At 60.7% G+C, this 18,336-nt stretch carries 15 protein-coding genes and 1 pseudogene; all 16 read right to left on the bottom strand.

The features are described 5' to 3' along the window. Positions 1-271: cytochrome c biogenesis protein CcsA (ccsA, locus tag Q7S58_RS06590; protein ID WP_304822345.1), on the bottom strand; the 271-nt coding region annotated here is incomplete at its 3' end. Between the two features lie 49 nt (positions 272-320). Next, complete coding sequence (locus Q7S58_RS06585) at positions 321-1,007, bottom strand: heme exporter protein CcmB (protein WP_304822342.1); 687 nt, start codon at positions 1,005-1,007, stop codon at positions 321-323. Between the two features lie 331 nt (positions 1,008-1,338). Beyond that, positions 1,339-2,085, bottom strand: a complete 747-nt coding sequence (gene ccmA, locus Q7S58_RS06580; RefSeq protein ID WP_304822339.1) for a heme ABC exporter ATP-binding protein CcmA — start codon at positions 2,083-2,085, stop codon at positions 1,339-1,341. Next, positions 2,034-2,567, bottom strand: a complete 534-nt coding sequence (ccmI, locus tag Q7S58_RS06575; RefSeq protein WP_304822337.1) for a c-type cytochrome biogenesis protein CcmI — start codon at positions 2,565-2,567, stop codon at positions 2,034-2,036. Before ccmI ends, ccmA begins: the two co-directional genes overlap by 52 nt. A 4-nt stretch (positions 2,568-2,571) precedes the next feature. After that, complete coding sequence (locus Q7S58_RS06570) at positions 2,572-3,162, bottom strand: cytochrome c-type biogenesis protein (RefSeq protein ID WP_304822335.1); 591 nt, start codon at positions 3,160-3,162, stop codon at positions 2,572-2,574. Between the two features lie 654 nt (positions 3,163-3,816). Further along, complete coding sequence (locus Q7S58_RS06565; RefSeq protein ID WP_304822332.1) at positions 3,817-5,835, bottom strand: heme lyase CcmF/NrfE family subunit; 2,019 nt, start codon at positions 5,833-5,835, stop codon at positions 3,817-3,819. 15 nt (positions 5,836-5,850) lie between these two features. Continuing rightward, positions 5,851-6,294, bottom strand: coding sequence for a cytochrome c maturation protein CcmE (locus tag Q7S58_RS06560; RefSeq protein WP_304822329.1), 444 nt, complete (start codon positions 6,292-6,294; stop codon positions 5,851-5,853). An 882-nt stretch (positions 6,295-7,176) separates the two neighbouring features. Further along, the gene (locus Q7S58_RS06555; protein ID WP_304822326.1) at positions 7,177-8,526 is read right to left on the bottom strand and encodes a DUF935 domain-containing protein; all 1,350 of its coding nucleotides are present in this window, start codon (positions 8,524-8,526) and stop codon (positions 7,177-7,179) included. A gap of 505 nt (positions 8,527-9,031) precedes the next feature. Beyond that, the gene (locus Q7S58_RS06550) at positions 9,032-10,498 is read right to left on the bottom strand and encodes a hypothetical protein (protein ID WP_304822323.1); all 1,467 of its coding nucleotides are present in this window, start codon (positions 10,496-10,498) and stop codon (positions 9,032-9,034) included. 144 nt (positions 10,499-10,642) lie between these two features. Next, positions 10,643-10,777 carry a hypothetical protein gene (locus Q7S58_RS06545; protein ID WP_304822320.1) on the bottom strand — a complete coding sequence of 45 codons (135 nt, stop codon included), beginning with the start codon at positions 10,775-10,777 and terminating at the stop codon, positions 10,643-10,645. Between the two features lie 259 nt (positions 10,778-11,036). Further along, a complete protein-coding gene (locus tag Q7S58_RS06540) occupies positions 11,037-11,666 on the bottom strand; it encodes a phage protein Gp27 family protein (RefSeq protein WP_304822317.1) in 630 nt (209 codons plus the stop codon). An 8-nt stretch (positions 11,667-11,674) separates the two neighbouring features. Beyond that, positions 11,675-11,989, bottom strand: coding sequence for a hypothetical protein (locus Q7S58_RS06535; RefSeq protein ID WP_304822314.1), 315 nt, complete (start codon positions 11,987-11,989; stop codon positions 11,675-11,677). Beyond that, on the bottom strand, positions 11,973-12,275 hold the full coding sequence (locus tag Q7S58_RS06530; protein WP_304822311.1) for a hypothetical protein: 303 nt from the start codon (positions 12,273-12,275) through the stop codon (positions 11,973-11,975). The genes Q7S58_RS06535 and Q7S58_RS06530 overlap by 17 nt, the downstream gene beginning before the upstream one ends. Beyond that, positions 12,272-12,535: a hypothetical protein gene (locus Q7S58_RS06525; RefSeq protein WP_304822308.1), complete on the bottom strand. Its 264-nt coding sequence runs from the start codon at positions 12,533-12,535 to the stop codon at positions 12,272-12,274. Before Q7S58_RS06525 ends, Q7S58_RS06530 begins: the two co-directional genes overlap by 4 nt. Before the next feature lie 829 nt (positions 12,536-13,364). Beyond that, positions 13,365-16,055 (bottom strand): DEAD/DEAH box helicase, encoded by a 2,691-nt coding sequence (locus Q7S58_RS06520; protein WP_304822305.1) that lies wholly within the window; start codon positions 16,053-16,055, stop codon positions 13,365-13,367. Next, positions 16,055-18,322, bottom strand: a pseudogene (locus Q7S58_RS06515) (site-specific DNA-methyltransferase). The gene Q7S58_RS06520 and the pseudogene Q7S58_RS06515 overlap by 1 nt, the downstream one beginning before the upstream one ends. Positions 18,323-18,336 lie beyond the last annotated feature (14 nt).

Below are 18,336 nucleotides of genomic sequence, written 5' to 3'. Positions count from 1 at the left end.
TCAGCGTGCAGAACACCATCCCGATTTCCGCCGACGCGTATCCCAGATCGTCCCAAATCTGATCGCCGAGCCACAGATAAAACACCCCGGCGATCGCGACCAGCCCGAACGCGACGAACGCCACCCACGCGAGCGGCACGTGAAAATAAAAAATCCGCTGAACGATTCCCTCGTCCACTTCGGTCGGCACGTACTCGAACACCATGTAGAGCGCCGCGATCATCAAGAGCAGCGTCGCCACTCCGAGCCAGGTTCGAATCGCGTTATTCATCGAAGCAATTCTTTCGCGCCAAAATCATTTCGCTGATCGATTTCGCCGATCAATCCTGACCCTGACCTACCACATGCTCGAACAGCAGGTAACCGGCGGTGACGAACAGCACGTCGAACGCGATCATGATCTTGATCCAGTCCGCCATCGCGCCGAAGGACGCTCCCGCAAGCGCCGCCCCGCTTGCTTTGACGCCCGCGATCAGCGCCGGCGTGAACATCGGCACCGCGAGTATCGGCAGCAGCATGTCGCCCGCCCGCGTGCGCGACGTAATCGCCGACAGCAGCGTCGCCACCGCCGCAAATCCGAGCGCACCGAGCATCACGATCGGCGCAACTCGCATCAGCGCCGAGCTGAATTCGAGATTGAAGAACAACACCATCAGCACGACTGCGCCGACTTCCGCGACCAGCATGAAGATCAACGCCGCCGCGAGTTTCGCCGCATATAGCGTCGCCGCTTCGAGCGGCGATAGTAGCAGCCCGCGGATACATCCGTTGTCGCGCTCCGCGAGCAGCGCGCGCCCCGCGCCCAGCATCCCCGAAAATACCATCGCCACCCAGAGCGCCCCCGCCGCAGTATCGACGCCGCGCACCCGCGACGCGTCGAGCGCAAACACCAGCACCACCATCACCAGCAGCGACAGCGCGAGCAGCGCGATCGTGCTCTCCCCGCCGCGCAGTTCGAGGCGCAGATCTTTCCGCAGCACTGTCGCGAATCCCGCCATCGTCGTCATCCAGTTAAGTTGAGCGACCGATCAACCCCAGCAAGTCCTTTCTGTCACGTTCCAGCTAGTCCTTTTTTTCACGTTTCAAATGGCCCTTCTTGTCTCGTTCAACTCGTTCTTTTTGTCATTCTGAGCGAAGCCGCCTCTTAATACCTCGCCCGTTATTTTACGGGAGAGGTAGCAAGAAGAATCCCGGAGCTTCTCCCGAATAATTTTACTAACAGGGCGTAGCCCGCATCCTGCCTGATTGCGATTGACCCTGCGGCCCGACGTCGGCTTCGCGTCACCACGGGAAGCCCGAAACCTCGTGAGGTTTCGGAAATTCTTCTTTCCTACTCCTTCATCTACCGAGGATCGATCGCACCCGCCCGGCCCTCGCCGTTTCCTCCTGACGAACCAGTGGCACGACCCGCCCGCGCACGATTTCATAGACGCTGAACGCCACGCCCTCGATCTCCGCCACCGTATGCGCACTCGCGAGCACCGCTGCGCCGCGCGCGATCGCATCGCGAATCAAGGCTGCCATAACCTTCACGCCATCCGGGTCGAGCGCCGCGAACGGTTCGTCGAGCAAAATCAACTCCGGCCGATTGATCATCGCGCGCGCCGCGGCCAGCCGCTGTTCCATCCCGCGTGAAAACGCGCGCACTCGCGTCTCGCCGAACGCTTCCAGCCCGACGCGATTCAGCCATTCGCGTGCGAGCGCGCGCGCATCGGCAACCCCGTACAGCTCGCCGTAAAATTCCAGGTTCTCGCGCGCCGTCAGGTTCGGATACAGGAAACTCTGATGAGCCAGCATGCCGATCCGGCGCCGATACGTTGCGTCCAGCCGCCGCGTGTCCTGTCCAAACACCAGCGCGCTTCCACTGGTCGGCGCTTCGAGTCCCGCGAGCATCCGCAGCAGCGTCGATTTGCCACTGCCGTTGCCGCCAATAATAAACGCGCCACAGCCCGCGCCCACACGCAACTCGACCTCGCGCAGCACCGGGTTCAGCCCGTACGACTTACCGAGTCTCCGCGTCTCGACCACCGCCGCTACTCGTTCCAGTTGGTTGCGCGCGCCGATGATTTCAGCGCCACGCCGCACTCGGCGCAGAAGTTCGCGTCGGTCGCGGCGCGCGTGCCGCATTGCGGGCAAAATCGAATCCGCCGCGCGCTGGTCGTTAGCGACGGCTCCGCGCGCGGCGTGAATATCGTCGGCGCGTCGCGCCGCGTCGAAGCCATCACGACCCGCACCGGCGTGGACGTCGGTCGCGATACGGCCTGCTTTTTCTGCGCATCGTCGCGCGACTTATGCCGAATCTTTTCGATCGCCGTCATCGCCGTCAGCGCGCGATTCTCGAGCTCTTGATGCATCGAGCGATAGTCCGCGTCCGACAGCTTACCCATTTCGCGATCGAACTCGAGCTCGCGAAGTCCCTGCACCGCCAGCGCGCGCTGATGCTCATGCCGATTCAGCTCGACCTCAGCCGCCGATTTGTCGCGCGGCGCAATCAAGCCGATTCCGAGCGGCGCCGCCACGAACAGCGCGACCCCCGCGATTATCAATATCGCCGCGGCGATAAACACGGCCTCAGCTATTCTCCTTCAGGTCGTCCTCGAGCCGTCTTCTGAGCGCCGGATCGAATCCGATCGCGATTCCCGCAGGCGTCGCAGGCGCCGATTCACCCGCCGCCGAGCGCCAGCGCCCGAACGCCAGCACGATCAATCCGCCGCCGATCACGATCGCAAGGAACGGCATCGTCCACGCCAGCAGATTGAATCCTTCGGCGGTCGGCGCCGACAAAACTTTCTCGCCGAACTTGTGCCGATAGAACGCAACGATCTGCGCCCCGCTCATGCCGCTGCCGATCATCTGATCGATCTCGGCCCGAATCGGCGCCGCAAAACTGCAGGTCGGCATGTTGCAGTTGGCGACCGTCAGCCCGCATCCGCACTGGCACGTCAGCGACTCCGATACCTGCGCCTGCGTCGGCCTCTCCGCCGCGATCGCCTGACGCGCCCCACCGCTTCCAACGATCGTCGCGACGACGAATCCGATCGCTATGAAAAATCTAAGCGTCATTTCGACCGGACAGTGTGTCTCGTTCAGTAATGTGTTTCGTTCAGTAATGTGTTCGCTCAGCCTGAGCAAATCTTCCCACGCCTTTGCCGGAAGCTCCACAGGCTAAAGCCTGTGCCACAAGAAAACGCCGGCCGGAGCCATCTTATACCTCGCCCGTTACTTAGATCATCCTGAGCGACGCGGCCTCTTAATACCTCGCCCGCTTTGTTGCGGGAGAGAGCCTGCCCTGAGCGAAGTCGAAGGGTCGCCGAGGCGCGTAGCCACAAGGCGGGTGAGGGTGCAGTCGGCGCGCCCACAGAAGCCGGAAAACGGATCCGGGATTCTTCGCTTCGCTCAGAATGACAAAAAGTGCATCGTCGATGACAAAGCAATTTTCACTGGACGCGGCCTTCATTTTGGGTTCGCTCAGGCCGGTCGAAGTTTTCGCGATGCTCGATCGAGATCCTTCGACTCCGGCAGCCTTCGCTCAAGATGACGGAGGGGGCGCTATGTCCGAATTAACGACCTACTACTAACAGCGCCTAGCGCGCATCTTTTCTCGGCCTCCGGGTTCCCTCGTCGCAAGGCTCACTCGGGATGACACGGAGCGGTCCCGCCCATCGCTACTAACAGCGCGAAGCGCGCAGCTTTCTTTCCCACCTGTTTACAACCGGAAGTGCGTGACCTTGACCCAGTTACTTTCTAACAGCGCGAAGCGCGCATCTTAATCGCTACGGGAAGCTCGAAACCTCGTGAGGTTTCGAACTCCTGATCCTACTCCCCTCCTGATGCTGCCTCGCCCGCATTCTCTCGCGCCGCCACTCCGCTGAGCGCCTCCGCGATCGCCGCGCGCTCCCGCACGTTCGGCCACATCACGACCACCGTGCCGATCACCATCAGCAAGCCGCCCGCCCACAGCCAGAACACCAGCGGCGTCAGAAATACTTCGAACGTCGCACTCGCGCCGGTCTCATCGACGCCCGCCAGCACGATATACAAATCGCTGAGCGGCGTGGACCTGATTGCGACGATCGTCGCGGGCTGCTGCGGCCGCTTGTAGAACAGCTTGGCCGGCGCCATCGTCGCGACTTCCCGCCCATCGGCGCGCAGCACCTGGATTCGCGCGGTCGCCGACTCCAGATGAGCCGTCTCGGTTTGCTTAAGCCCCAGATATCGCAGCGTGTACGATCCGATCGTAAAGCTCTGCCCCTCGCGCACGCTCTTTTTTACTTCAGTTCTGAAAAACGACGACCCCACGATTCCCACGAACGCGACGATCACGCCGACGTGGATCAGGTAGCCGCCGTAGCGCCGATTGTTCTTCGCGACCAGGTTCATCAGCGCCTTCGCCCGCGGCTCCGACAGCATATGACGCCGCGCGCCGACTCCGCGCCGGAACTCGACGATCACCGTGCCCAGCCCGAATGCCGCCAGCGAGAACGCCGTCAGCACGTACCACGCGCGAATCCCCGCCCCTGCCGCGATTATCCCCGTCGCGATTCCGATTGTCGCCGGCGCCGCGAAACTCCGGATCAAATTATCGAGCGTCGTGCGCCGCCACGCGATCAGCGGCCCCACTCCCATCAGGAACACCAGCGCGAGCGCGAGCGGCCCGTTCACGCGATTGAAGAACGGCGGCCCGACCGTGATCTTCACGCCGCGCACCGCTTCCGAAATCACCGGAAAAATCGTGCCCCAGAAAACCGCGAACGCGATTCCCACCAGCACCAGGTTGTTGAAGAGGAACGCCGCCTCACGCGACAGATACGATTCGAACTCCGCCGGACTGCGCAGCTCGCGCGAGCGATAAATCAGCAGCGCCGTGTAACTCAGCACGACGATTATCAGGAACGTCAGGAAGTACGGCCCGAGCCCCGACTGGGTGAACGAATGAACCGACGAAATCACGCCGCTGCGCGTGATAAACGTGCCGAACAGCGTCAGTCCAAAGACCAGACCAATCAGCGCAAGGTTCCACACCTTCAGCATGTCCTTGCGCTCCTGGATCATCACCGAATGAAGATACGCGGTCATCACCAGCCACGGCATGAAGGCCGCATTCTCGACCGGATCCCACGCCCAGTAGCCGCCCCAGCCGAGCACCTCGTAGGCCCACCGCGCGCCGAACAGGTTGCCGAGCGTCAGGAAGAACCACGAAACGATCGCCCACCTGCGCGTCGTGCGGATCCACGCGTCGTCGAGCTTGCCGGTGATCAGCGCCGCCGCGCCGAACGCAAACGGCACCGTCGAGCTCACGTAGCCGATATAGAGCGACGGCGGATGAATCGCCATCCAGTAGTTCTGCAGCAGCGGATTCAGATCGCTCCCTTCCGCCGGGATCGCCGCGAGCAAATCGAACGGCCGCGTGACGAAGTTCAGCATGCCCAGGAAAAACACCGCGACGCCCGCCATCACCGCCAGCGCGTACGGCGCGATCTCGGGATTCCGCCGCCGATTCTGCAGCGCCGCGATCGACGTGAAAATCGCGAGCAGCCACGTCCAGAACAGCAGCGAGCCCTGCTGCCCACCCCACAGCGACGTAATCTTGTAAAGCGCCGGCAGCGTCGTGCTCGAATACGCCGCGACGTACTCGAGCGAAAAATCGCTCCTGAGCAGCGCCATCCACAGCGCGACGACCGCGATCGTCACCATCGCGCACATCGCCCAAACCGCATGCCGCGCACTCACGACGAAATCCGGCGCGCCGCGCCGCGCGCCATAAATATTCGCGCCGATCGAATACACCGCGAGCAGCAGCGCGATCCCGAGCGCCAGTTTGCCAAGGTCAGGCATCGAAAAAACCCGCCGCTACTCCGCTTGCTTCGGCTTGTACTTGGAAGGGCAGCTCGTCAGCACCTGCGTCGCGATGACGTTCCCGCCCGCGCCGAGCGTCCCCTCCACGATCACGTCGCGCCCCGCCGCGAGCATGTCCGGCTTCGGCTCGCCCGCCGCGATCACCCGCAGCTCCGACGCAGGGCTCGCCGCGACCGGCGTGATCGCACCCGCCGGCGCATCCGGAATCTGCGCCATCTCGAATTTCAGCGTCAGCGTCGCCGGCTCCCAACTGATCGTGCCCGCCTTCACCCGCCCCGCGATCCTGACCCGCTGATCGCCAAGCTCCGCCTTGCGCGCGATCGCCTCATTCACCGTGAGATAATATTCCGACGTCGTGCGAATTGCGCTCACGATCAGGTACCCGATCGCGACCACGATAATCGCCGCGCCGACAAAAAATCGCGCCCTCACCCGCATGATGCCCCATTCTTATCCGACGCCGCCCGCCTTGTGTAGTGGGCCCCCGACCTGCTGATCAATTGCGACGCGATGCGCGAAAACTCCGTCGCTAGAATGATCACTTGCTTAACGCGCGACTCTACTTTTTGTCATTCTGAGGCGGAGTCTGCAGAGCCGAAGAATCCCGGATCTTTCCTATACCTCGCCCGCTTGGTTGCGGGAGAGGAGGCCGAAGTCACGGAACGCACGCGAAGCCGACTTCGGGCCGCAGGGCCGAATCGCTCCAGGATAAAGAGGTAGGTGAGGGTGCAGCCGTCGCGAGCAGAGAATCGGGTTCCTTCGACTCCGGCAGCCTCCGCTCGGGTTGACACGAAACGATCGACCTCTTCGCCTTGTCATTGTGAGCCCAAGGCTGCGCAGGCGAAGAATGCCGGACCTTTTACTCGCGCCGACTGCACCCTCACCCGCCTCATCGCTGGCGCGCTTCGGCGACCTCTCCCGCAACCAAGCGGGCGAGGTACCAGGAAGGCCGCCGCCGCCCGGCATGACACACCAAACTTTTCGGCAAGCGCATCGCGGGTTCCTTTCTTCCCTACTAACAGGGCGTAGCCCGCATCCTTCCTCCCCGCGTTCAACCATCACCACGACGCTCGCGTTCTCCACCTCCTCCTTCCCCCCTTACTAACAGGGCGTAGCCCGCATCGTTTTTCCGCGCCACAACGACAAATCGAACCGCTCAGTTCCGTTCCTTCCTATCCCTTACTAGCAGCGCGTAGCGCGCATCCTCTCTTATTGCGATTCGGCCCTGCGGCCCGAAGTCGGCTTCGCGTCACCCCAGGAAGCGCGAAACCCGTGAGGGGTTTCGCATGTCTGGATCCTCTTCTTCTCTTCCTTCCCGCGCTATGCGCCTGCCCGTCCGAGCACCGCCTCATTCTCACCCGCCTCCGCAATTCCCAACTTCTCGAGCATCGCCTTCTGGCTGATCCTGAGCCCGCGATCCGCCAGCATCGCGACGATCTCCACCAACGCCTTCACATCCTCATGCTCCGCCATTCCCAGTTTGATCTTCGGATATCTCCGATGCGGTCCCAGATTCAAATCCACGATCGGACGCACCAGGTCGCGCGCCAGCGTCGCGCAAATCCGCCGCGCATCGCCGTTCAGGATATCCGCCCGCACTGCCTGATGAACCTCCGCGGCGGCCCTCGATCCGCCCGCGTGCGTCATCTCAGTCGTGAGCGTTTGCCCCAGCACCGCTTTACTCACTTGCGCGTCAAGGTACTCGCAGAATTTCTGATACAGTTCTGCGCTGCCGCTCTGGCGCGCTTCGGTAAACTCGATCTGCATCGATTCCGGAATTATCGCCGCCGCATCGGTGCCGATATTGGCTACCGCCCGGAGTAGTGTGTTCCGGTCCTGTTCGGTCGCGCCCGGATGATATTTGCCTATTCGAAGTGGTTGTCCGAATATCTCAGTGAAGGTTACCCAGTCCTTGAGTACGTAGTTTTTGAATAGGTATGCCCACCCGGCCGCACGTGCTATTCCACCTCGTATAGGCAGTCCAGCCTTCGCCTTGCTGAAATGTACTATGAACTTGTACGGCGCGAGCGGCGCCGTAAACGGCTGCGCCCTCCTCTCTTCGGCGCTCGCCCCCAAGACGCCGCGCGCCGCCAGATGACGCGGGCGCGACGCTCCCGCCTCCGCCTCCCGCTCGCCGCCCAGCGTGCGCACCAGCACCTCTTCTCCGGAGACCCAGTCGAACTCGAACCAGCGCGGGTCCCGCCACTTAAGATGAAGCGGCGCCCATTCCCGCCCGCTCGTGTCCCAGATTATTTCCGTCGCCGAAAAGCCCTTGCCGATCGCGTCGAGAATATCGAGCAACGCGCTCTCCAGCGGCACCGGCCCATCCACCAGCAGTTCGCGCACCAGGTCAGCCGCGCGCCGATCCTCCGCCGAACCCGATACCGCCGCGACTGTGACATCGAGCTGCGCGACCGCCTGCTTGCGGGTCCCGAGCACGGCCAGGTAATGCAGGTCCTTCTCCTCCATTTCCTCCGCGAGTTCGAGGTATCGATACGGATCACCCGCCTCGGCTTCCCGCAAGATCTGCGCAAGCCGATCGGGCGTGAGTCCGGCCGACGGATGCATCGCGGCGAAGCTGTTGCGCACCCCGGTCATGGTCGCGGACGCCTGCTCCGCGCGCAGCTTTCCGGTATCCACTTCGCGTCCATACGAATCGTATAGCTTCATTACTCACTTCCTCTTCTGCTCGATAAACTTCGGCCTGCGCTCAATTACCCAAGTCACTTCAACCGTTAACTACGCCTGCACGCTCGGGCGCCTGCGTGTCATTCCGAGCGACCTCTTCACAGCGAGGAATCCCGATCTTTCCCTCGCCCGTTATTTTACGGGAGAGGAGGCCCGCCGCCTCCGCGGCGGGTAGGTGAGGGTTCTGGATCGCCTGCTAGTGCAATCACCTCAATAGCTACTTCTCCCTCCGTCATTCTGGGCGCGGCGAGGAACCGGAACTTCCCCCGTCTCGCGATCCGCCACCCTCACCTCCCTCGTCGCAAGGCTCACTCGGGATGACACGGAGACGGGCCGCTCACTCGAGTTGTTCACACCAAGACCGTCTGCTTCATTCACGATGCTCCCGTCCGAGAATCCTCTACTAACAGGGCGTAGCCCGCATCTTCCTCGCCGCGGGAAGCCCGAAACCTCGTGAGGTTTCGGATCTCTTCTCTCCTCTCCCAGCTCAGTACCCGCGCCCGCTCCTCGCGAACCGCTCCCGCGCCACCGGCGTGTACGCGATCTCTCTTCCGCCCTCGCGCGACGCAAAGTATGCGAGCGCGCCCGCGATCGCGCTGTCCCCATGCCGCCCCTTGCCGTCCCTGCCCGCGCGCCGCTCCGCGATCTTCGCGACGCCGCGCTCGAGTACTATCCCGCGATGGTCCCACAGCACGTCCGCGTCCTTCGGAATCGTGATCGTGTTGTCCTCGAACGCCGCCTTATAGCGCGGCATGTTCTCGCGATACCACGCCTCCGACAGCATCACCTGCGCGATTCGCGCGCCGTAACGATCCGCCGCCGTCTCCGCCAGATACTGCCCGTTGCCGCGCGCATCCATCGCACCGCCAATCAGCCGCGGCAGCCGGTCCGCGATATAAAACAGAATCTGCTCCTGGTTCCGGAACGGCACGTTGCGCAACTCGACGATAAACGGCGTCCGCCGCATCAGGTCGCTCCCGATCTGCAAAGGCCAGATCACCGTGATATCGCCCGACCGTCCGAAATCCTCGCCGAAGCAACTCGCCAGCGACGGATCGAGCCCCGCCAGCACGCCGGCCAGATTCTCCTCGCACCACGCCTCGATCTCCGAATGCCTTTCCGCCTCGCTCCGCGCCGCAAACTCGGCCCGCGGCTCGTAGCGCAGCACCGGCACGCCGTCGCGCATCCGCGCCTCGATCAATATCGAACTAAGGTAGGTTCCCGACGACGCGCGCGGCACGCAGAACAATTCCTCGTCCGCATTCTCGCCGTAAAAATCAATTATCTGCTGCCGCCACTCGCGTTCGCCCGTCTCAGTCCATTCTATTCCGCGATACTGGCAAATCTTTTTGTATAGTCCGTCGGCCAAGGCATCGTCGAAGGTCGTCCGATGAAGTGAGTATGGGACTCTACCCGCCCGAATCTCATTGACTAGTTCATTAAAAGCGCTGTCGGCGCCGTTGTGAGTAGAGATCACCCGCACCAGTCCGCCCCACATCGTGAATGCCAGCGCGGCCTTCAGCAGTCCCGGCAGGTCCTCGTGAAAGGCCGCCTCGTCGATCACCGCGCAACCCGACTTGCCGCGCAGATTCGACGGCCGCGACGACAGCGCCACAATCTTGTGCCCCGACGCGAATCGAATCCGGTACGCCAGGATATCCGCGCGCTCGTCTTCGATCGCGATCTCTTCAAGTTCCTTTCCCGCCTGGTTGAAACGGCGCGCCCACCCCGCCGCCGCTTCGATAAACTCGAGCGCCATGTCCTTGTTGTAGCCGATATACCAGCCATCCATCCCGGCCCGCCCCGCGGTCGCCGCCCCCAGCGCGCGCTCGCCCGCCTCGGTCCACGTGAGCCCGATTCGCCGCGACTTCTCGATCACCTTGACCTGGCTTTGGTCCGCCAGCCACCGCCGCTGATACGGAAGTAGTATTTCCGCCGGCGTCTGACTATTCACAATTGACTACTCATTTGACTATCGCGTCTTGCTCGCTTTCCTCTCTGATTTTCATCTCCCTCTCATTCCCTGAAATACTATTGGCTATTCCGCGCTTCCCTCGATTCACCAATTTCCCATTCTGCGCGAAGCGAAGAATCCTTCTTAATCCTCGCCCGTTACTTTACGGGAGAGGAAGCCGAAACCGCGGAACGCGGTGAGGCCGGTGAGGGTGCTGCGATCGCGCGCGCCCGCGCGCGCGATCGCAGGCCCTGCAAGCAGACCCCGTTCTCTACCCACCCATCTCCTCAATCCCGACAATCTGCCTGCAATCTGCGGTTCCAACTCTTCCTCCCCGCGTTCAACCCCATCACCCCCGACGCTCGTTCACCACCTCCTCCCTTGCGTCCCTTACTAACAGGGCGAAGCCCGCATCCCCTCTTATTGCGATTCGGCCCTGCGGCCCGAAGTCGGCTTCGCGTCACCCCAGGAAGCGGCCCCTTCGAGGCTCAGGGTAAACTCCACCTGCTTGAGGTTTCGGATCTCTTCCCTCTTCCTCCTACTCCTCGATCGCCATCAGCACGCCCCGAATCCTCGACGCGACGTTCTCGCTGAGCCCCTCGCTCTTCGCCGCCTCGATCGTCTCCGCCGCCTGCTCGATCCTCGCTCGCGTCCGTTCGCTCCAGCGCCGCCGCTCGGCATCCACCCGCAGCAGTCCCGCCACGCTTCTCGCGAGCGCCGTCAGATTGACCGGGATCACGTCCGCCACCCGCCCCTGGGGCGTGCGCTTCGCGGTTTCGTTGACCGCCACCAGCACCTGAAACAACTGGCTTTGCACCAGCCGCATCAGCGCGTTCTGCATCGCTTCGTCGTCGTCATTCTTGAATTGATCGCACACGATTCGCGCCTGCTCGCTTGCGATTCTCACCGCCGCCAGCCGCCGCTCGAACTTCTGCCCGTATTTGTGAATCGCCGCGTGCGATATCTCATAACCGTTCTCCCCGAGCCACTTCGACAGTGCGCGGGAACTCTGGAAGGTGTTGTTGCCCAGTTGCCGATCGAGTTCGGCGCGCAGATCGTCCGGCAGCCCGGCGATCTTCCACGTGCGATGCTTCAGCGTCGGCTTGAATGGAATCCGTTCGGACCGAGCACTCTCCTCGACCGCGGGCGCGGCTTTTTTTTCTTCCATCTGCGCGCCTACCAATATTTCTTCGGACGCGCGACGCCCGCCGGCGCCGGATAGTTGTACTCGACCACGTCCACTCCGTTCGCGGTCAACTTCGCGAACCACGTCTGTGTGTCCTCGCCTTCCAGTTCGAGCAGACCCGAATCGCGGAGATACGAAAGCTCGCGCCGCACTCCCACCTGCGTGAGCCCGAGCTTGATATCCGACAGCACCCGCCAGATGATCTGCTCCGAGACCGCGATCGGCCGCCCCGCATCGACCACCCGCAACATTCGCCACCGCGCCTCTTCGCGCTGCCGCTGCGCGAGGTCAATTCCGTCCTGCATACAACCTTTCCTTCACCCCTGAAATATCTTCGCGCATTTCTTCCCGCAGCGCGTCGAGTTTTGCGTCGAGCGTGCCGCCAAACCGGATCCAGTCCTCGCGCCGCACGTACTCGAGCGGCAGCATCGCGCGCAAGTCGAACAGCCCGCGCTCGATTTCCTGCCACCGCTCGGCTTCCCGCAGCGTCATATGATAATGCCGGTCCAGCATCGATTTGATCATGCCCAGGTTGATTCCGATCAGCGTCACCAGCACCAGCGAAAATGACGCGACCGCTTCCCAGCTCAATTGACACCGCCTGGACGGTTTGCCCCCGGCGGCTCCGGCTCGGTCGATTTTTTTAACAGCACCGCACCCGACATCGACAGCAGCACCAGGCCGAGCCCCTTGCCGTAGGCGTCCGCCTCCGACGGGTCGAAATGACGCCCCTCATAGACCTGCACGCACCAGAACACGATATAGGCGAACGCGCCGAACACCCCTACCACCCGCGCCGCATCGAAGGTCAGATTGTCCTTGCCGGTCAGGATGTCGTTGAAGAGTTTCATACTACTAACTGAGTATCCTATTGACTACTATCTCATTAGTCAGAGAGTTACGCAGAATGCACTTACTAGCTATTGTTCGAGCATTCTATTTTGCGCCGCCGGAAACGATCCGAACGCTCGCGCCGTCATTTCTCCCTCTTCCCCATTTGTCGTTCTGAGGCCACCTCCGCGCAGCCGAACAATCCCGTCTCGCTTTCCCTCGCCCGCTCGTCCCTATTGTCATTCTGAGCCGACCGCTGCGCAGCCGCAAAATCCCGGATCCTTTCCCCTCCCTCGCCCGCTTCGTTGCGGGAGAGGAAAGCCGAAGCGGCGGAACGCACGCGAAGCCGACTTCGGGCCGCAGGGCCGAATCGCTCCAGGATAAAGAGGCCGGTGAGGGTGCAGGCGGACGAGGCTACCAAATCCATCTCTCGACACTCCTTCTTCCGCTCCATTTACTAACAGGGCGTAGCCCGCATCCTCTCTTATTGCGATTCGGCCCTGCGGCCCGAAGTCGGCTTCGCGCCAGCGGGACTCGGCTTCCTCTCCCGTAAAATAACGGGCGGGGTGTTCGGCCGCAGCATCTTCTCCCCTTTATTAACAGGGCGAAGCCCGCATCGTTCCTCCCCGCGTTCAACCATCACCACGGCGCTCACGTTCTCCACCGCCTCCTCCTTTCTTCCCTTACTAACAGGGCGAAGCCCGCATCTTCCCTCCCCACTAAGACCTCTGTTCTCCAACCCTCTTTCCTTCTATAAGCGCGTAGCGCGCATCTTCAGTGCCACAGGAAGTCTGAAACCCAGTGTGGGTTTCAGTTCTTCTTTTTCTCTCTTCTCTTTTCTTCCCCCGCTCACTTCACCTCCTTGTACTCTCTGAACCCTTCGACCAGTTGCTCGAACGACGCTGGCCTGTATCGCTCGAAACTATCCAGGTCCACGTACACAAAGTCGTACTTGACCTCCGATTGCGCCCGATTCAGGTCCTCGCACCATTGCCGCAGCCGCTCCATCTTGCGCGGCACGTCCAACTCTTCCTGCCCTTTGGTTTCGACGACATAAGTTCGCGTGTCCGACACCTTGACGATAAAATCCGGATAGTAGTTCGCGATGCTCCCGTCCGCATTCACGTAGTCCAGCTTGAAACCCACCGCCAGGTAGTTCTTCGCGTAGGAAACCACGTCGTCGCAATCTTCCAGAAAGCGCGCGAAGATCAACTCGAACCGGCTGTCCCCTACGATGCGATTGAAGACGCTCTTCTTCGCGACGATGTACTCCTGCTCCTTCACCACGAATGGCCGCGTATGCCGCAGCTTGATCGTGTCGCGAATCTCCGCCTCGCCTTTGTCCCGCACCGTCAATGCGTTGATCGCCCGCTTGAACGTCTCGAGCAATGTCTTGGTGGCCGCCAGTTCCGACAGGTTGCGCAGCGTATTCGCGTCTTCTAGTTCCACCTGCCGATCGAACAGCTCGGTCTGAACAAATGCTTTGACCTTCCCGTACAGCACGTCGTAGCCGCTCACCAGCCGCAAGTCCTTTAAGATTGTTTGTGCGAAGTAGCCGATCACGCTGTGGTAGTCCGCGACCCCTACGCCATCGAGCATGGTCGTGTGCGTCACCTCGCCGGTCGTGATGTCCTTGAACACGATCTCCCGCTGCTCTTCCTCGCTGAATTGCCGGTACTGAACCCTCTCATGCGCGAGCGCGCCTGCGTCCAGCTCGCTCAGGTTCTTGTACTCCCGGTAGATGCGCCCGCTTAGCACCGGTATCTCGATCTCCAGTGCGTCGATATCTTTCTTCTCGTTCTCTTTGTCGATCTCAATTACAATCGGCGCCTTCGGCTGCGTCCCTTCTCCCATCGGCTTATGCTCGAGCACCACGCCTTCTCTCTGGATCGATTCGACAAACTCCATAAACGCGTTGGTGCCGACCACGCTGACATATTCTTCCACGCGCCCGGGATACATCTTGCGCAGGCCGCGTCCCAGCGTCTGTTCCGGCAGGATGTTGCTCTTGGCCGAGTATGCCCGCAGCCCCACGATCGTAGTCACATTGCGCACGTCCCAACCTTCCTTCAGCACCATCACCGACACGATCGCCTTGTACTCGCTATCCTGTCCGTCTATCTCGTTCGCCTGGCGGCGCAGCTTCTCCAATTCCTCTTTGCTCTTGCCCGACGCCGATTCGGATATCTCGCCGTTGTTCTTGGTGTGAATCACCAGCACCGCACCTTTCAGATCGGGATAGGTGCCTTCCAGATACTCGGCCACGTCGTCGCAGTTGCGCGTGTCGTCGGTCATCACGAACAAGATGGCCTTTTTACCCATCTTCTCATGCTCGGCGGATGCCGCCCGCCACTCGATCACGCCCAAGTCGATATAGTCCGCATATTTCTCGGTGAACTTGGCGCTCGTGCGCTCCACCAGCTTGGCGCGGCTGGCCGCATCGGGCAGGACCGGATGCTTGACCACGTTTTGCGATATCGCTTCCACCAGCGGATAGTCAGCCACCGTCTGCACGAAAATCGCCCCGTCGTTGCTCCGCGGCGTTGCGGTCACGTCCACCTGTAGCGATAGCGCCGCCCCCTTCTGCTTCAGCCGGTTGTGGATGTCTTCTATTGATTTGAACCACGCCATCCGCGGGTCGTGAATATGATGAGCCTCGTCATTCAGCACCACCAGTTCGCTGATATCGCGCACGATCATCCCAAGATCCACCTTCGACTCCGTCGTCCCTCCGCTCGGCCTCTTACCCAGAAAGTAATCCGTCGTATCCTCGTCATCCGGCGACGGGATCGTCTCGTCCCCCGCATAGACGCGATGGATGTTCGTCAAAAAGATGTTGCCGGTGGGGCGGGTGACGTGCACCTCGTCCTGCACATGCAGGGTCAGTTGGAAATCATCTCTCCAGTTGCGCGCCGCGAACCCATTGTCCGGTACGACCGGATCGTCTCTCAGAAAAATCCCAAGACCCTTGAAGTCCTTGTAGATGCGATCCAGCACGATGATGTTGGGCGCGATCACCAAAAAGTTCCGCGCCAACTGCGACTCCGGCTCGTACAGCTTGTGGTAATAGCTCCACGCCAGCACCAGGCTCAGCACCTTGGTCTTGCCCGTACCCGTCGCCATCTTCACCACGAACCGCCGCCACGTCTCATCGAACATCCCAGCCGAGACCGCGCCCGAACTGTCGAACCGCATCAGGTCGTACTTGTCCTTCACCCCCACCGCGTCGTACAGATAAACGATCGTCTCGATCGCCTCGCGCTGCGCAAAGTAGTACTGAAACTCAGCCATCGTCCCATCTGACTGCGGCATCAGATGCGGCTCGATGAACCACCACTTAAGCAGACTCTTGCTCGTATCTGTCGCCCCTTCATACTGATTATCCCGCCAAACTTTCACCAGCTTCCGCAGTTGCGGCACCAGCGGCGGCATCAGCTTTTCCGAGCTGGACTCTCTTAATGCTTCATCCGCCGGAAACCAGCGCACCTCTGGCTCGAGCACCGCATACGGCGACGCGGGGAACTTCGGATGAAGCGCCATTACCGCCGCCCTCCTACGCTCACCTCGACGATCGTCATCGTGTCGTTGCCGAAAATATCCACCACCTTCACCGCGATCTTGCGCCGCCCCGACGGGCATTCCTGAAAGACGCTGGTCAGTTCCAGCCCTCGGTCCTTTTTGGTGCGGAACGATTGCCACTCGTTCTCAAAAATGTAATCCCCCGTCCATCGCTCTTCCCACGCGCCGCTGTCCTCGTTCTTCACCCGCACGATCTCGCGCTTGCTCTCAAAGTCAAAATCCACCGACCAGTAATCGATCCAGTCAGTCCATTTCTTCGTCAGACGTTCGCGCTTCACGATTCCCTTCGCGTCCTTGCTCACCTTCACGATCTGCCCCGCCTCCACCACAATCTTGCTGGCTTTGTCCTTGAGCGAGGCCTCTGCGTTGGCAATCGAATCCTGCGAGTAAAACACCGAAAAGTCCGTCAGCTCCACCGCCACGCTGTTCTTCTTGACTATCGGCTTTACCTCGATCGCCGCCACGTCGTGAAACACCACCTGGTTTTTTTCAACCGCGCGTTTGTCGAAGACCTCGGCCGGGATATACTTGGGCGCGATATCGATTCCCTTCGCCCGTGCTTCGTCCAGCACGTTCGGAAAAAGCCCCATCTCGAACTCAAACCCCAGGATGTCCACCCGCGTGATATGCTTCTGCCGGCATTCCAGAATCACCTCTTCGACGTATAAGCGTGTCACCGGCAGATTCACCGGACCCACCGCCACCAATCGTCCACTTTTCTTGCCCTGAAAGGTCACGAACCCGTCGGTCCTCTCAGCGCGATAAGCCCGCAGGATCAGATCGACGAAGGCGGCCTCCTTCTGCTCCAATTGCTTTTGCTGTTCCGCTTCGCGCAGGTTGGGATTCACGCCGATGTAGTGTTGCCGCTCATACTTGCCTAAGTTGAGGACTTCAAAGGCACGATAGTCCTTGCCTTCAGCCTTCAACTCCCGCTGCACTCCGATCAGCCGCTTGCGCGTGGTGTGAATCGCGAACTTGCCCAGGTCGCTGACGATCCACTTGCGCCCCAGCTTTTCCGCCACCGCCGCCGTAGTGCCCGACCCGCAGAAGAAGTCTGCTACTAAGTCGCCCTCGTTGGACGAGGCTCGGACGATGCGTTCCAGTAGCGCTTCTGGTTTTTGGGTGGGGTAGCCTGCGCGTTCGGCGTGTTGGGCAGAGAGTGGTGTAATGTCAGTCCACAAATCGGTCATCGGCTGACCTTATAACTCGTGGAGATACACCTTCTTCATGATTCTGCCGTCTTCTTTCTTCGGAAAATAGAGCCTATTCTCTCTATCAAGTTGCTCCATTTTCTCTGAATTCACCCGCCAACCTTTTTGTGGGGACGGATAGCCCTTGTATGGATATGTCAAATTCGGGCGTGGATTGGGTGATGTGAGGTTTTCCAGTTTGTAGCGGCCACGCTCGTCCTCATGTTTGAAAAAAGATGTCAAGTATTTATCCGAGTGTTCGTGATAGAAAGGGTTTATGGCAAACCGCTCGGATCGACTGTAGAGAAAGATGGTGTCTTGTGCGGCTCCCATCGCTCTTCGGGCGTCGCCATGGCCGTAGCTTCTTTTCCAGACAACTTCGTTAATCAGCCTCTCTCGCCCGAAGACCTCATCCATTGCCAGATGGATGTATGCATTAACTCGCCAATCGCAATGCACATAGATGCTCCCGTCCTCGGCCAGTAAGTCGCGCATCAGGATCAGCCGCTCATAGATCATCGCGATAAAGCTGTCCGCACCCTTCCCCCACGTGTCGCGATAAGCGATCTCTTCCAAAATGTTCGGCTTCTTGGTGAAGGTGTCCCCACCTATCTCGATATCCATGCTGAAGTCCGCACCCACATCGAACGGCGGATCGATATAAATCAGCTTGAGTCCGCCCTGCTTCTCGATCTCTTCCCTGAGCGGCCCATTCTTCAGCGAGGAAAGAATCAGCTTGTTGTCGCCCCAGATCAGCTTGTTCGTCCAGCCCTTGAGTTGCCGCCCCCGACTGTCAGTCGCAAACAAATCCGATTGCACCGCGCGATGCTCCGGCTTTTCCGCCCGCGGCTCGTCCACCTGCTCGATCACCTGAAACGGCAGCACTACATTGGTGACCTCGCTGCTCTTCCCGTTCCACACCAGTTCCACTTCCCGCTTGTCGTCGAACAGCAGAAACCTGAACTTGTCCGGCAACGGCTTGTCAGCTTCCAGATAGCGGATTATTTCCTGCTGTTCCTGTTCGGTCACTCGCCCCATCGCTTTCGTCTTCC

The organism is Candidatus Binatus sp. (assembly GCF_030646925.1).
Lineage (GTDB): Bacteria > Desulfobacterota > Binatia > Binatales > Binataceae > Binatus.
Note: the sequence above shows the minus strand (reverse complement) of the source record. Positions and strands in the feature narration are given on the sequence as shown.

What these genes read in the sequence shown, in the direction of transcription:
- Q7S58_RS06585 (WP_304822342.1), bottom strand. Translation starts at nt 1,007, where the DNA reads ATGACGACGATGGCGGGATTCGCGACAGTGCTGCGGAAAGATCTGCGC.
- Q7S58_RS06565 (WP_304822332.1), bottom strand. Translation starts at nt 5,835, where the DNA reads ATGCCTGACCTTGGCAAACTGGCGCTCGGGATCGCGCTGCTGCTCGCG.
- Q7S58_RS06560 (WP_304822329.1), bottom strand. Translation starts at nt 6,294, where the DNA reads ATGCGGGTGAGGGCGCGATTTTTTGTCGGCGCGGCGATTATCGTGGTC.
- Q7S58_RS06555 (WP_304822326.1), bottom strand. Translation starts at nt 8,526, where the DNA reads ATGAAGCTATACGATTCGTATGGACGCGAAGTGGATACCGGAAAGCTG.
- Q7S58_RS06540 (WP_304822317.1), bottom strand. Translation starts at nt 11,666, where the DNA reads ATGGAAGAAAAAAAAGCCGCGCCCGCGGTCGAGGAGAGTGCTCGGTCC.
- Q7S58_RS06535 (WP_304822314.1), bottom strand. Translation starts at nt 11,989, where the DNA reads ATGCAGGACGGAATTGACCTCGCGCAGCGGCAGCGCGAAGAGGCGCGG.
- Q7S58_RS06525 (WP_304822308.1), bottom strand. Translation starts at nt 12,535, where the DNA reads ATGAAACTCTTCAACGACATCCTGACCGGCAAGGACAATCTGACCTTC.
- Q7S58_RS06520 (WP_304822305.1), bottom strand. Translation starts at nt 16,055, where the DNA reads ATGGCGCTTCATCCGAAGTTCCCCGCGTCGCCGTATGCGGTGCTCGAG.